Source organism: Pseudoalteromonas xiamenensis (assembly GCF_030994125.1).
Taxonomy (GTDB): Bacteria; Pseudomonadota; Gammaproteobacteria; order Enterobacterales; family Alteromonadaceae; genus Pseudoalteromonas; species Pseudoalteromonas xiamenensis_B.
Genome location: NZ_CP099917.1, coordinates 1,130,855 through 1,146,321, shown reverse-complemented (window position 1 = coordinate 1,146,321; position 15,467 = coordinate 1,130,855). Strand labels below are relative to the sequence as shown.

Here is a 15,467-nt window from a genome sequence, read left to right as displayed (position 1 = left end):
GATACTTGTCAAGATGATAGTCAGCCATATCACGGAGGTAGACATGTTTAGGGGATTTCTCCTTTTCACAGCACTAATAGTAAGCATTGGTGCTCATGCAATCCAGTCTCCGTCGTTAAGTTCATCAAAAAGCTCGATGTATCTGGGCGACACAACGGAACTTTCTTGGTCAAAACCAAGTGGAACGGCGTACTTTCATTTGTGGGTAACAAAGCCCTCACAGTCGCCTTTGAAGTTTAGAAGTAATTACACTGGGACTTCGTTCAGCCGATGGATCCAAAATTATCCAGGTACGCACACTTTTTATGTAGAAGCATGTGATGGAAATGGGTCATGTGCCTCCTCTAACAGTGTTAGTGTATATATGCAAGAGCGACCAACTATTCCAGATACGCCGGGAGAGCCAGATGTAAATTGGGATCTATATCATCCGGTTGGCGCATCTATTATGGTTAAAATTCCAAGTGTTTCTGGGGCTGACTATTATCAAGTCTATAATGGGACGTCGACAACCAGCAAGTCGGTAAGTCGCACTTTTTACAGTAGTAGTTGGGAATATATTCCATCAGTGGGGAGTGGACCGAATTACATTCGTATTCAAGCGTGTAATAGTGCAGGTTGTAGCTCAGAAAGTGCGCCAAGACGGATTGTTATCTTTAACAACCCAAGTGCACCTAATGTTTCAGTTAGCCCTACGGTGGTGGGTAAAGGTGGCACAGTTAAGGTCGATTGGAACCGTCCTGACGGGCTGATTTGGTCGGGTGCTTATTTCAAGCTTAGTTGTATCAATAACAGCGGTACCGACGTTTGCGCTCAAACCATTCCACACATTGGCGGCTCTAATAAATCTGAATATTCATATAGTTTCAATGCCAATGAGGTAAGTGGATACGATATTCAGGTAAAAGCATGTAACAAAACAGATTCTTATTGTTCAAGTAGTGTAATGCGTACGGCTTATGTTGCCCCTGCAGTGCCAGGAGACCCAGCTTATAACGTAGCTTGGGATTTCTATTACCCAGAAAACACCACAATGACGCTGAACTTGCCTCAGTCAATCGAGGGGGCAGATAGCTATGATGTGTATTACTATGATGAAGGCACAACACCACTGAAAGTATCGCACGTTGCTACATCACAAAAGTCAATCAACGTTAACGTTGGTGCTTTGGGTAATCATCAGCTCCAACTCGCTGCTTGCGTTACATCAAGATCAGGTGGTTATCATTGTAGTGGCAAAAGTGAAGGGCGCAGGATAGTGGCGTTTGTACCACCAGTCTCACCAGAACTATCAATTTCACCTACTAAGCCTGCATTGAATGATGATGTGACGGTGACATGGAATCGTCCGGATAAGCTCATCTGGTCAGGTGGGTATTTTAAATTAAGTTGTGTCACTAATGGGAATAAAGACATTTGTGATGAGAAGATTGACCACATAGGTGGTTCTCACAAAGCACAATATACGCATACATTTAAAGCCAGTGAGGTGGCGCAATATTCAATTAGCGTAAAGGCATGTAACAAGTCGGATAAGTCTTGTACAACGAGTAATTATGCTCTGTTTGAAACAGCTCCAAGTCATGGAGACCCAAGCTATAACGTTGCTTGGGATTTTTATTATCCTGAAAACAGCTTGATGAAAGTAACCTTAAGTCAAACTATCGAAGGCGCTGATAGCTTTGATGTGTATTATTACCCAGAAGCGGGCACGCCGAAGAAAGTTGCACACGTTGGTAAGAATCAACAAACGATTAATGTGAATGTGGGCGAAAAGGGCAATTATTCATTGCAGCTTGCTGCATGTATTACATCTGACTCAGGGCAATATCATTGTGGAGAGAAGAGTAAAGCTATTCGTATAGTGTCATTCTCTAAACCTGATGCCCCAACAGTAATCGTAACGCCAGAAACAGCAAATGTAAACGACACAGTCACAGTAAATTGGAACCGACCTGATAACCTTATTTGGTCCGGTGGTTATTTTAAAGTAAGTTGTGTTGGGGAAAACGGTGTTGAACAATGTGGTGAAAAAATTGATCACATTGGAGGTTCTAAAAAATCAGAATACACCCATGAATTGAAAGTTGCTAATGCTTCAGTTTTAACGTTTAAGGTTACTGCGTGTAATAAAACAGACGCAACCTGCTCTAGCAGCAACCTAGTATCTAAAACAATTGGTCAAGCTCAAACACCAGTGTTAAGCGCGACTAAGCATGACATGTTTTTAGGTGATACAACGGTTCTTTCTTGGACCAATCCAAAAAATGTAAAAACATTTAATATTTGGGTTGAGAAACCAGGCCAAGAGCCACTTCTCATTGTACAGGGATATACTAAGACCTTTTTTAACCGTTGGATACAAAACTATCCGGGGGTACATACCTTCTATGTTGAGGCATGCCAAGAAAATGGCGTGTGTGTCGCATCGAATCGCATAAATATAACAATGAAACAGGGTCGTGTAGATCAATATCCAGTACTCACGAGTGCAAAGAGCTCGATGGTATTGGGTGACAAAACACTACTCACATGGACGCGTCCGGCAGAAACAACACACTTTAATTTATGGGTAATTAAACCGGATCAAGAAGCGTTCGCTCCGTGGACAGGGTTAACAGATACGTCATTTAATCGTTGGATTCAAAACTACCCGGGGATACATACCTACTTCGTAGAAGCCTGTAATGCCAAAGGAGAGTGTTTTAGTTCAAACCGTGTTGAAGTTAGCGTACATCCCTCTCTTGGTGTGCTTGAAGACCTCGTATTAGAGGCGCCAGAACGGGCATTTCTAAAATCAAAAGGTTCCATAAAATGGAAGTTCACTAAGACTCAAGAAAGACAATATGAGCTGACTTTATTTGTCAAAAAACCAGACGGTGAACAACTTGTTGAATTGGCAAGTAGCAGCAACAATCAGGCAAGCTCGTTTGATTATCTTTTTGAAAAATCGGGCGATCATTTCTTCTACGTGCAAGCGTGTGCATTGGTTGAACAACAGCAAACTATTCCAGTTATTACGGATAGTCTATTTACACCTGTCGGTGAGGTGTCAAAAACGTGTAGTGACTTAGAACCGACAAAAGTAACAGTCTCAGTAATCAACCAAGAGTTTCTACCAGAGAACAAAGGTGATGAACTAACTTGGTCAAGCTTACCAAGCGGCAGTACAGTTACGATAGAAAGCGCTACGTGTAGTGATAACTGTGATATGGCCTCACTTAACTGGAGTTTGTTGGCAACGCTTAAAAATGGCGAAACAAGCTTAGCGCTGAGTAACTCAGAGGGTAAAGTTTACCGCATTAAAGTGTGCTTTGCGGATGGCAGCTGTACGTCTTGGATGAGTGTTGATGCAGAGCCTGCCAAGGTAGAAACGCCACAAACCCCAGTTATGGCGCAAGTACCCGATGCATCCTACAGCGCATTAGGTATGATTGATGCAGATGTGGACGTTAACTCTGCAGGTAATGCAACATACGAAACGTCGATTGAAGTACCCGTTGCACCAGGTGGTTTTACGCCGGAGTTGTCGATCCAATATTCAAGCGCCGGTGGTGACAGTGAGCTTGGCTATGGTTGGGCACTAGTTGGTCGTTCAACGATTGCAAGGTGTCGTCGCTATTTAGAAGAAGATGGTTATTATCAGGGTATTCAGTTAGATGAGACGGATGCAGTCTGTTTAGATGGCCAACGCTTAGTGCCTGAGGTCGCAGGGAGCAAACTGGCTAGTGGTACGACATACCGTCTAAAATCTGAACCGAATGTTAAGGTTGAGTATTTGGGTAACACAGGGTTTGTGGTGTACTTGCCATCGGGTGAGCAACATACCTACGGCAACGTTGACAATGCCCGCGTAAAAGAGGTGGCAAGTAGTACGGTTTATCAGTGGCATCTGAGTAAAAAGTCAGATACTTACGGCAACGTTATTCACTATGAGTATCAAGGTTCCGATACTGAACGCCTCCGCTTAGCTAAAGTTACCTATGCAGGTAATACCGTCGTGTTTAATTATGAAACACGACCGGACTTATATAAACGTTATTTCTTGGGCACACTAATTACAGACGATAAGCGTTTACGCTCTATCGTGGTGACAAATCACCTTAACCAAGACGTCAATTATTATGGTTTTGATTATGTAGCCAGCCGTGCAAGTAATCGAACCTTGCTTGATTCGATTAGACAATGCGCGGGTCAATATGGTGGCTGTAAAACGCCCACAACATTTGATTACAGTGATGATGTACCAACTGGTTTGGTCGAGAACAGTCATTTAATTTCTTACGACATTAAGTCTGCATTTGGTTTAACCAGCCTAGAAAGACCAGAAATCAAATTGATGGACCACGATGGAGATGGTAAGCAAGAGCTGGTTATCTTGGCCGCAGCAGATGACGACGTGAACTTTCAAATTCGTAACTTTGCTGTTTCGACGACAGGCATTTCTGAGTTAGGCTTGTTAGCTACAGGAAAATCAACAAGGCGTCATGTAGGTGAAGACGCAAATGAAGAAAACGTATATGTGCATCGAAGAAACTGGCACGTAACTGATTTAGAGAATGATGGTCAAGACGAAATTCAAATTCTCCCATCAAATGAAACGGAAATATATGGAGATATCTTCGGTGATGGCGTACAGCGTCCGGTGCAGAAATATGACAGCGAGGCACTTGGTGAGATTTGGGATTACTGGAGTGCTTGTTCACAAATGAGTCGCTGTGACGCGACTTTGGATGTGGTTGGGCTATTTGACTTCAACTATGATGGTCTTGTTGATAGATTGATAGGTGCATGGGGGATGGAAGTTGACGCTCATACCGGTCGAACCTTTTCAAGTGCAAGGTCTTTTATATTAATTAATACCAGTAAAGGGCAAGTTTTCTCAGAGCGTTATATTGACCCAAGTGTTGGGATGAATAGTTCAGTGGGCGGGGAGATATATTCTGAAAAACTGCAAGGGGATGTCAATGGTGACGGCTATGCGGATTTTCTAGGAAAGTGCTTTGATGGTGTTAAATTTAGGTCTTGCTCTGAGGTATCAAGTATTGATGAACCTCCAAGGCTTGGTCCTCATGAAGAAGTCGCTGTTCATGCATATATAGACATTAATGGCGATGGCCGAGATGACTATGTCTTTATGGAAGATAAAAAAGTTAAGGCCCAGTTGAGTCATCCAACACTGAAGTCAGAAATTACCCTAGCGGATGTAGGCGATAGAATCGATGGCACACCTCATATAGTGGGTTCAGGAGCTAGCCAAGTATTATTTGCTGATTTAGACGGTGACGGTCAGCCAGCGATGATTGCTTTTGATCAGCTATCCGGCATTGTGTATATCTGGCACGATGCAAACCAAAGTAATCAGCCAATCGATAGACTGGAACACGTTCGAGTGGAAAAAGGACCAACACACGAATTCGGTTATACGACTTTGCTTAATGGTCATACCGCCGACACGGATGCGAACACTAAACATTGGGGTAATGGGGCTGCAGTTAAAGATGTCAGAAGCGGTGGTTTTGTGGTGTCAGGTTGGGCGGCACAAACGGCAGCAAATTCAACACGAGAAGATTCAGAGCAAAGATTTGCTTTCGATTACGAAGGTCTCAAGGTGCAAGCCGGTGGTCGTGGTGCATTGGGTTTCAAAAAGGTCACTAAAACCAATGTTAGTAACGGCATAGTAGAAACGACAACGTATCGACAAGATGCGCCTTTTACTGGCCAGCCAGAAATTAAAGAAAGGTCTTATCAGGGGGCTTTATTAAGTCGCTATAGCGTTACAGACTGGCAAACATTGTCATTATTCTCAGGGCAAGTGGTTAAGGGGGTTGTGAAAGGCTCACAAACTACTACGTATGTCTTAGATGGAGAAAATGGCCATATCGAAGGCTCTAGAAAGACGGACCTGAAGACAGAAACCAAGTCAATTGACTATGAGGTGGTAAATAACAGCTATATTCGCCAATCTGCACTCACGTCAATTGAAACAGACCATATTGGTGGGTTCACATGGCATACACAGCAAAGCTTCCAGTATGACGATGAAGACACAAACAACTGGTATCTTGCGCGTCCGACGACCAAAACCGTCACGTCAACCTTGAAAAGAGGGTCAATAGAGCACTCACAAAGTACACAGCGTTATACAACGTCGTACAATGATGAAAACCGTGTTGAGTATACTGAGCGAGGGGTGAGCGAAGAGGGTACGCCAGAGTCGGAGCAAGTATACTTAAAAGAAGCGTTTACGTATGACAGTTACGGTAATGTACTGACGACAACTCAGTGTAGTCAACATTACGCGGACAACTGCACAACAGCGACCATCAATAAAGGCGCGTTACCGCTTTATCATATTCTTAATCGTAAGCATGTTGAGTATGACCAAGGGCGTCATATACGCAGTGAAAGTAATGGTTTATTCACAGAATACACCTACTCAAACCACAATGCATGGGGCTTACCACAAACCGCTGTAGATCCACATGGCGTCACCGAAATTAGACGTTATGATGCGTTTGGTCAGTTGTACTTCTCAGCGCGTGCAGATGGTAGTTATGCCAGCTCAATAAAAAGTTGGTGTGACAATAATTGCCCGCAAGGCGCAACGTATAGAATAGAGAATAAAGCCTCTAATGCGCCGACGAAAGTGGTGTATTTAGATATGTTTGGTCGTGAACTGGGCTCAGACCAACAAACCCTAACCGGTGGTTGGATATCTCAGCGCAATGAATACGATAACTTTGGTCAACTTGTAAAACAAAGTGTGCCGTATCAACAAGGCGATACGGTGTATTACGAGGAAAAGCAGTACGATGTACTGGGGCGTAGATGGCTATCAACCTCTCCGAGTGGCATTACCAAACAAGAGCGTTATGTGGGCGCAACCCAATATACGCATGTATCTGGCACCCATAACGGCCCACTGAGTGACTATGCGACGATTAATTACACATTAAGTAAAACCCATAACGGTTTTAACTTACTGACCACGGCCGTAGATGCGAACGCAGCAAGCACTGAATATCGTTATAACGAATTGAAACTGTTGTCAGAGGTCCAGGACCCAGATAAGCAAAGTGTGTATATCGATTACAATGCGTATGGGCATAAAATCTTTATGAACGACCTCGATAAGGGGCAAATGAGCTATGCGAATGACGCGCAAGGTAATGTCGTTAAGTTTACTGCGGCAGATAAAAGCGCGACGCTGCATAGCTACGACAGTCTTGGTCGAGAAGTACAAACTAACGTACTTGATACTGCGGGTAATACCAGCAAGGAGAGTCAATTTGAATTTGATGGTGCGTTTTTAACTCGTCAAAGCAGTACTGAAGGTGACTTAACGAGGTTTACACCGGATAGCTTTGGACGTGTTAAAGAGGTCGGAAGATATTTAGACGGTGAGCAATTGACCAGCTCAACGACTTACGACCATTTGGGCCGAGTATTCCAAGAGTTTGATGTATCGGGTGACAGCCGAGGTGTTCAGTACGAGTACCAAAACGGGTATGCGATAGCGCTCAAAGAAGCACGAAATAGTGAGACTGTGTACTACCAAGCGCAGCAAATGGATGCCTTTGGTAATATAACCCAATGGCAAACGGGTACGGGCGTAACCAGCAATGCGCAGTATGATGAAAAGACGGGCTTCTTAAAGTCAATCAACACAGGTCATGGTGTTGTTCAGGATTTGGTCTTTGAATACGATGGGTTGGGTAACTTACGTGCACGCCAAGATAAAAATGGTGACACGGCCAGAGATAACTTACTCGAAGTGTTTGGTTATGATGAGCTAAACCGTTTATCGGCAGTGACGATGAATGGGGTGAATACGTTATCAATGAGTTACTACGATAACGGTAATATCAAAACCAAGTCAGATGTACAGTCAGGTCAATATTATCAATATTCTGGCAAAGCGAGCCGTTGTGCAACGCCTGCGGGAACGCATGCCGTATCCAGCATCGGTCAGCTCAGCTACTGTTATGATACGCGTGGTAACCAAACATATGCTTACGATGGCGGTACACGAACGAGACAGGTTTGGTATAGCTATTTTGATAAGCCAACGCGTATTGTGTCGCAAAAGGCACAAACGGAGTTTAAGTACGATGCCAAAAACAGTCGTTTTCAGCGCATAGATAAAGAGGGTGATAAAACCACCACAACGTATTATGCGGGTAATACCGAGGTTGTAATCGAGGCGGGTAGTAGGCAATATCGCCGTTATATTGGTGACTTTGCCATCGCAACGGTAACGGGGCGAGTGCAAACAACACGATATATGTACAAAGACCACTTAGGGTCAACGGATGTTATCACTGCAGAAGATGGTGCGTTAATAGAGCGCCTAAGCTACGATGCCTTTGGTCGTCGTCGAGATGGACTAACGTGGGGTAAAATACAGCAACTGTATACAGACCCAAGTGTACAAAATGCACTTGATATTACTGAAAAAGGCTTCACGGGTCATGAGCATGTAGACCATGCAGAAGCGATCCACATGGGGGGGCGTATTTATGACCCGACATTGGGACGCTTTATGCAGGCAGACCCATTTGTGCAAGAACCTACCTCGGCGCAGAGCTTTAACCGTTATACGTACGTGTTTAACAACCCATTGAGCTATACTGACCCTACGGGGTATTTGTGCACACAAAGTGGGTGGACGTTTGAATTTTGTAATGGTGAAGAAAAGCAGAACGAGCAGGATAAAGCGGCAGGCGAAGCTGTTTCTGAGCAAAATGTTAACCGTGACATACAGGGGAAAGAAGGTGAGTCGGAAGCTGCGTTGAATGGTACCACAAAAACTGAAACACCTTCTGATAACGCTGTAACACTAAACCCTAGCGATGATGACACCACTAAAGCAGCGGGAGTTTTAGCTGTTGGCTGGGGAGGAGCAGCAGCGGAACCAACACCTGCTGGTGAAATTGTCATGGGCGTTGCGACGCTCGCCGCTGCCGCATATTACGGCCCAGAACTCATGGAAAAAATGAGAACTGAAATTGACGGCATAATGAAGAAGGCTGCTGGACCAGACGGTGTTCAATACTCATTACGTGCAACCAAAGATGGGGTGTACCCTTGCTTTAATTGCTCATCAGGTGTCACAAACCTCAAAGCAGGAGATGTTTGGAAGTTTGGAGAAACCACCAACCCCACATCTAGATATTCACCCACGTTCTTGCGGACAAACAACCTCCGACAAGTAAATGAATTTCATGGGAATCGAGTGCAAATTAAAGTTGTAGAAAAAATGAAGATATACAACCACGCCTTGATTAACTTTAGCTTGCCCCCGGGCAATAAGATATTTAGATAATTATGAACATTGGTTTTGCAATTGAAATAGACATGGAGGCTGATGAAAAATCAGCCTTGATACAAAGTTTTTCGGATTCACTTACCGACCAGTTTAAGGACAAAGAGTATGGTGAAGATATAGAAAACATCGACATTGGTTTTATATGCTTGCGTTCTGTACCGGGCTTTGAGTCATTCTCAGCCAAGAGAAAACCAAAGTACATTGCGAGTCAGCAAGTACCACTACTTGATGGAAGTACAAAAGAGGTAAATAACACGTTTACCTTTGACATAAAACTCGACAATGAATCGTATGAAGCGTTTGTTAAGGCATCCGATAGTGAAGCTTTAAAGTTGCTAAAAAACGAACTAATAGAGTCACTACCATGCTTTGATTCATTGCCCAAAAAAGTGAAGAGATTTGATGTAGAACTATTCAAGTCTGATGTAATCAAATTCCTTCTAGGGTAACCAGCAATATAGTCGCACCTTTGCCCGGATCCCGTAGGGATCCGGGACATCACTTTTACCCATCATCACAGTTTTACACCAACTTCAGCATTACTAGCAATCCTCATAACCGTATAAATCTTTCCAGTTATCACCTATAATCTCGAAAGTTATGGAGAGCCAGATGAGTAATATCAGCAACTTAGAAGATTACAGAAACCCCGCCCCAAACACCGAAAACTCGAAAGTTATCAATACCCGCAAATATAAAGATGTTCGTGAACGTGAATATCTAACATCATCAGAGATTGAGCGCATCAGCAAAGCAGCCAAATCGGTCGGTCGCCACGGTCATCGTGACAGTACCATCATCATGGTTGCTTACCATCACGCTTTACGTGTGTCGGAACTGGTAAACCTGAAATGGTCACAGGTTGATTTAACCCAAGGTCTGATTCATGTGAACCGATTAAAGAATGGTGTTGCTAGTGTGCATCCGTTGAGTGGTCAGAGCATCCGCGCATTGCGTAAACTGAAACGTGATTACCCTGACACTCAGTACGTCTTCATCACCGAACGCAAAGGTCCATTAGTAGCAGATACCGTGCGTAAGATGATTAAACGTGCTGGTGAAACGGCTGGGCTACCATTCCCAATTCATCCACATATGTTACGGCATTCAACTTGATATTCCGGCGTAGACCAGCGGGTTGTTGGCATATAAATACAGCCATCACATCATAAGGGATAACAATATGAACCACTCTAACCAGACCATCTGTATTGATGGCATATCATACGGTGTAGACCAACTGGTCGACTGCAAGGTAATTGCGCGACTGGTTGGTCTGTCACACAGAACCATTGAAGATATGGCAAGTCGCCGAGAATTGCCAATGTATAAAGTTGGCAGGTCTAACAGATATTGTATTGCTGATATTCTGACATGGCTTAGTGAAAAACAAAATTAAGCTTCGGGCTTGGTTAACCATTGAAACCATTCTTTGTTGCCTTTCTTACCCCAGATGGCATGTTTTTTATGCTTAATCAAAATATCTTTTACTTTGGGGTGGGAAATTGAAAACCCCTGCATTTTTAGTTCTTTAGCTATGGTTGCGGGTCGCCACTCGGTGTGCTTTTCTTTGAACTCCAAAACCATTCGTTCCATATTTTTCGAAATCTTATTGGGTGACTTTTTGGGTTTGGTTGACTTGTTGTCCAAGCCTTTTTTACCTCTCTCCTTGTACGCATCAAACCATCGCTTTACTGACTTTTCCGACACGCCAAACTCAGCCGCAAGTGCTGAAGCTGGTTCGCCAGACTTGCGGCGCTTCACTATTTCAAACTTTTTTTCAGTGCCTATTCTTCCCATGGGTTAAGGGTTATAATAAAGCCGGTAGGGTCAAGTCTTGCATTTTGCACGATCTTTTCTGTACAGCCTCGTGTCATAATGTTGATGATAAATTTATTTGTAAATTAACCATTTGTTAAACGAATATGTTGAAATCCAACCCATAAAACGAGTCAAAAACGTCGAAATCCAAACCATAAACACCCCCAAAAACGTCGAAAACCAAACCATAACTACCATATCAACATACTCAGCTTTTACATTTATTAACGTCAAGCTGAAGCTATACTTATGAATATTTAGCTACTTATTGGACAGAAAAAAACATGGAACAACGCGACTTGAAAGCGCCAACAAAAGAAATGCTAGCAGATGCTACGCCTTCGGCATTCAAAGCTGTTATCAGGATCATGGAGTCTTGGTCATGTAGCCGCTCTCAAATGTCCATCGTATTGGCCATTCCCTAAAGTACACTTGGCCGCTATATGAAAACGCCAGAGAAAGCTCGGCTTAGTCGCGACCAACAAACGCGATTAAGCTACATTCTAAACATCTATCAATTGATTCGAATGTCATTTAACAACCAAGCCAATGTCGATAACTTTATGTCGCTGAAAAACTATAATGGCCAGTTTAAAGGAAGAAGGCCTATCGATATGCTGCTTGAAGGCAGCATAGAAAATATGCGAGATACCTATCGGCACATCGACTCTCTTATTTATGCTCGATGGTAAATCTAAAGATAGTTTCACCTAGAGCGCTTCACGCGCAACTATCTACTTTTTTATATAGATAGTTGCGCACGAAGGAAATCTATGACTATTTTCTGCTCATGCAATGTTTGAACTCGAAAACCAGTATTGTGAATATTCTAAACTCTAAATGCTTCTTGCATTCCAAGCTGCTCTTGCCTGCTAATACCAATATCTGACGCTATCGCTTCCCAGTTATTCACTGAGAGCATCACTTCGTCATAGATTTTCTTAGCCTCCGATTCTTTCAAGTTAAAGTAATCAGCCACACTAAATGCCAAACCATAATCTAGCTCATTTGACATGTCATCTATGTTTAGGTGTAAGCCGGTCTTATCAATAGACGGGTTTAAATCATAAGCAGGTGACAGTGCCCATCCTTTTTTGGTTAGCAAGAAGCCGTGATTACGTAAATGGTCATCGGTATTAGATACCGCAATATTAAACACAATACGGCGCCACAACTGCGCTAAATCTTTTTGAGTTTGGGAGCCATTTACGGTTAGGAACTCTGCTAGCTCTAGATAACTTGCATCTTCTGTTTCACCTCTGCCGTCATAGTACTGAAGCTGCGTCATGGCTGATGAAAAGTGTATTCGTTGGCCTCTATCTCGGTCAAATCGTTTAGTAATAAAAGTGTGATGAGTAGAGTTAAACTTTTGAATGTCACATGGATACATATCAATGCCAGAATCAAGGGCTAACTTATGGCAGACCATTTCCCAAGCGCCGACATCTGTCGTGTCGTTACTATTGGGAAACTTGGCTATCCATAAATCATTGTTATCATCATGCACACATGCTTTAGGCCGAGCACCACCTAATGAGGAGCCTGGCGCAATAAGCATGCTTAGCCAACGGTAATACTCGTCGCTATCAATGTTTTCATCGTTTTCGATCATCATTGAGGCATATTCTAGTTGTTTAAGTGACGCCATGGACGGTGCAGCATACTCAGCATTATCATCTAAGAAATTGCCTTCTGACTTTGTTTTGAATCGTAAACCGCCCATTCGATATGAGTCATGAACGCCAAGTAAATAATCCATGGCTGTCATTCTGGCGGTCTCTCTGTGGCCATTTTTAAAATCGAGAGCTGCACGCCGCTTCATTAATAACTCGCCCCAACGGTCTGGGCAAGAGTCTAAAAACACGCGGAAATTCTTATCACTTCTATCGTTGTAATGCTCGCCAGAAGTTAATGTCAGTGACGGGTCAAGCTGCATGCGAAACGGAGATGTTAAGAATGCTTTATCGTATTCAAAGCTAAATACGCCACCTCGTGATGTTTCCTGAAATAAAAGGTGGCCAGCTAAAATAGGTTCTTTTATTGGAAACCAAGAAGCATAAACTTCAGTCGTTACTCGACTCATCGCTTTTTCTCCAATAACTTCAAGTCTTGAAGTTTACTTCCCAACTCATCGTGCCCAGCCATATCTGCAAAATTACTTTCCATGCCAAACACCGCCATCACTTTTAAGTACGTGCCTATAGCAACACCTGGGTCGCCGTTGAATACTTTAGTGATGGTTTTAGGGTCTAACCCTGTCCGCTCTGCTACCAATGACTTGGTGAATTCTCGGCGTTTCATGGCGAGAAATAAGTCTTCACCAAACGTAGTAAGGATCTTCTTTTGCTTTGGAAACAGCTTTTTGTGGCCTGCTACACTTGTCATGCTTAACTCACTAGGGATTATTATCCCGTTAATTGCCCATTAATGCGGATAATTATCCCTTAAAAATAAAGTTATTCAAGTTTGAGTTTTAAGCTTACTGCTTTGTCTAGGGATAATTATCCTGTTAAACGCGCTTTAATATGGATAATTATCCCTTTTAGGTGGTAGTTAACAGCAGTTGCTCCTTTCAAGAACTGTGCTTTTAAAAGTATCGAATTGAACAGTATGATACTCACCAGTGCGATACTTGCATCAGCCGAATAGTTTGCAAGCAACCTTCCTCTTGTATCTTTAGCATTAAGCTCTTTGTTAGTCTACGAAACTGCTATTTACTAGGTGGTTCATCATGATGATTTAAGTGGTTCAGGTTATTATCATCAATGGTTTAACCTGCTAATTTCTTTGGTTCAAAGGACCGATATTTTGCACATCCATATTCTGATCTTTTTAACCAGTGGGATCTTTTATATAGGGACAGTTATAGTTTTAAGCTGGACCACTTAAATCATTTAATTGGACCATAACTAGTTTGTTGCCTAGTGAGATGTTCAATGATTCTTTGTAACCATGAACTCGTTAAGTTGGCCCACACCATTGATTGGCAGCGTTTAGAAGCCGAATTTGGTCAACTTTACAGTGCAGATAGTGGCGCGTTGGGAAAACCGATTCGATTACTGGCTGGATTGGAATATCTTAAACAAATTCATAAGCTTTCGGATGAAAAAGCCGTCGCCATGTGGTGTGAAAATCCCTATTGGCAGTATTTTTGTGGGATGCAGTTTTTTACCCATCATATGCCGTGTGACCCAAGTTCTATGGTGCGTTTTTGCAAGCGAATTGGCGAGCAAGGTGCGGAATTAATGTTGTCGCTCACCGTCGATGTCGGATTAAAAGTCGGTGCGGTAAAAGAAAGTAGTTTGCGCGAAGTGGTGGTGGATAGCACCGTGGTGGACAAGAACATCAGCTTTCCAACCGACAGTAAACTGCTTGAACGATGCTGGAAAAAACTAGTCGACCTTGCCAAACACGCAGGTATCACACTGCGACAAAGCTATGCGAGAGCAGGTGTGAAGGTCGCAAACTCAGTCAGTCGCTATGCGTATGCCAAACAATACAAGCGGATGCGTAAGGCGTTGAAAAAACAAAAGTCGTATCTTGGCCGTGTGTTCCGCGACATTCTTCGTAAGTTAGATACCAACCCTTCAGCGGCGCTGGTCGTTCAACTCCGCCAAGCTGAAACACTGTTAAAACAAGATAAATTCAGTAAATCGAAGCTGTACTCACAGCATGAGCCACACGTTGAATGCATAGCAAAAGGCAAAAGTGCAAAACCGTACGAGTTTGGGGTGAAGGTCAGCGTGGCAACGACGGTGAAAGAACAGTTTATACAGTGCTGTCATGCGATGCACGGTAACCCTTATGACGGTGACACCTTGTATCGCACCTTGAGGATAGTCGAAGACGTCGCCAACGTGCATCCGTTTACCTGCTTTGTAGACCGAGGTTATCGGGTTCATATGGCAGAGCGCTACGAGGTCTTTATTGCAGGTCAAAAACGCGGCGTGACACCTGCGAGTAAGAAAAAACTCAAGCGCTGCAATGGCATAGAGCCCATCATCGGGCACATGAAAAGTGATGGCCATTTGGGATTAAACCGCTTGAAAGGCATGTTGGGCAATAAACTCAACGCAATCTTAGCGGGTATCGGGCAAAACTTGAGAAAAATCCTAAGCCTATTGAGGTTTTTTTACGTCTGGATTTTATGTTGGTTGAAAATGTGCCTGAGTTGGAGAAATCGGACAAATATCGAGTTGTTTAGCTAGGCTTGTTGTGGATGAATTGGGAACTAAAACACTCGGTTATCTGGAAAGTTGAGATTTTCAGAATCGACTATTTACATAGTTTCACATTTTAATGTGAAACTATGTAT

10 protein-coding genes are annotated in these 15,467 nt (G+C 43.1%); 7 read left to right on the top strand and 3 right to left on the bottom strand.

All coding sequences use genetic code 11. The features are described 5' to 3' along the window. The first annotated feature begins 364 nt into the window (after positions 1 to 364). The 4 genes from NI389_RS05220 (at position 365) to NI389_RS21125 (ending at position 10,730) form a co-directional block, all read left to right on the top strand. Positions 365 to 9,328, top strand: a complete 8,964-nt coding sequence (locus tag NI389_RS05220) for an RHS repeat-associated core domain-containing protein (RefSeq protein WP_308361862.1) — start codon at positions 365 to 367, stop codon at positions 9,326 to 9,328. Positions 9,329 to 9,330: 2 nt separating this feature from the next. After that, positions 9,331 to 9,780 carry a hypothetical protein gene (locus tag NI389_RS05215; RefSeq protein WP_308361861.1) on the top strand — a complete coding sequence of 150 codons (450 nt, stop codon included), beginning with the start codon at positions 9,331 to 9,333 and terminating at the stop codon, positions 9,778 to 9,780. 163 nt (positions 9,781 to 9,943) lie between these two features. Beyond that, positions 9,944 to 10,447, top strand: a complete 504-nt coding sequence (locus NI389_RS05210; RefSeq protein ID WP_308361860.1) for a tyrosine-type recombinase/integrase — start codon at positions 9,944 to 9,946, stop codon at positions 10,445 to 10,447. Positions 10,448 to 10,514: 67 nt separating this feature from the next. Further along, a complete protein-coding gene (locus NI389_RS21125) occupies positions 10,515 to 10,730 on the top strand; it encodes a helix-turn-helix domain-containing protein (protein ID WP_372588615.1) in 216 nt (71 codons plus the stop codon). On the opposite strand, the gene NI389_RS05205 is transcribed toward NI389_RS21125, so the two are convergent. Beyond that, entirely contained in the window at positions 10,727 to 11,131 is a 405-nt protein-coding gene (locus NI389_RS05205; protein ID WP_308361859.1) for a helix-turn-helix domain-containing protein, read from the bottom strand. The genes NI389_RS21125 and NI389_RS05205 overlap by 4 nt on opposite strands. 305 nt (positions 11,132 to 11,436) lie before the next feature. Here NI389_RS05205 and NI389_RS05200 point away from each other — a divergent pair, with 305 nt between their 5' ends. Continuing rightward, positions 11,437 to 11,577, top strand: coding sequence for a hypothetical protein (locus tag NI389_RS05200; RefSeq protein WP_308361858.1), 141 nt, complete (start codon positions 11,437 to 11,439; stop codon positions 11,575 to 11,577). A gap of 18 nt (positions 11,578 to 11,595) precedes the next feature. Next, positions 11,596 to 11,844, top strand: coding sequence for a hypothetical protein (locus NI389_RS05195; protein ID WP_308361857.1), 249 nt, complete (start codon positions 11,596 to 11,598; stop codon positions 11,842 to 11,844). Positions 11,845 to 11,981: 137 nt separating this feature from the next. On the opposite strand, the gene NI389_RS05190 is transcribed toward NI389_RS05195, so the two are convergent. Then, on the bottom strand, positions 11,982 to 13,235 hold the full coding sequence (locus tag NI389_RS05190) for a type II toxin-antitoxin system HipA family toxin (RefSeq protein ID WP_308361856.1): 1,254 nt from the start codon (positions 13,233 to 13,235) through the stop codon (positions 11,982 to 11,984). Beyond that, on the bottom strand, positions 13,232 to 13,537 hold the full coding sequence (locus NI389_RS05185; RefSeq protein ID WP_308361855.1) for a transcriptional regulator: 306 nt from the start codon (positions 13,535 to 13,537) through the stop codon (positions 13,232 to 13,234). The genes NI389_RS05190 and NI389_RS05185 overlap by 4 nt, the downstream gene beginning before the upstream one ends. Before the next feature lie 551 nt (positions 13,538 to 14,088). Between NI389_RS05185 and NI389_RS05180 the strand changes: the two genes are divergently transcribed. Further along, positions 14,089 to 15,360 (top strand): IS5 family transposase, encoded by a 1,272-nt coding sequence (locus NI389_RS05180; protein WP_308361918.1) that lies wholly within the window; start codon positions 14,089 to 14,091, stop codon positions 15,358 to 15,360. Positions 15,361 to 15,467: the final 107 nt, after the last annotated feature.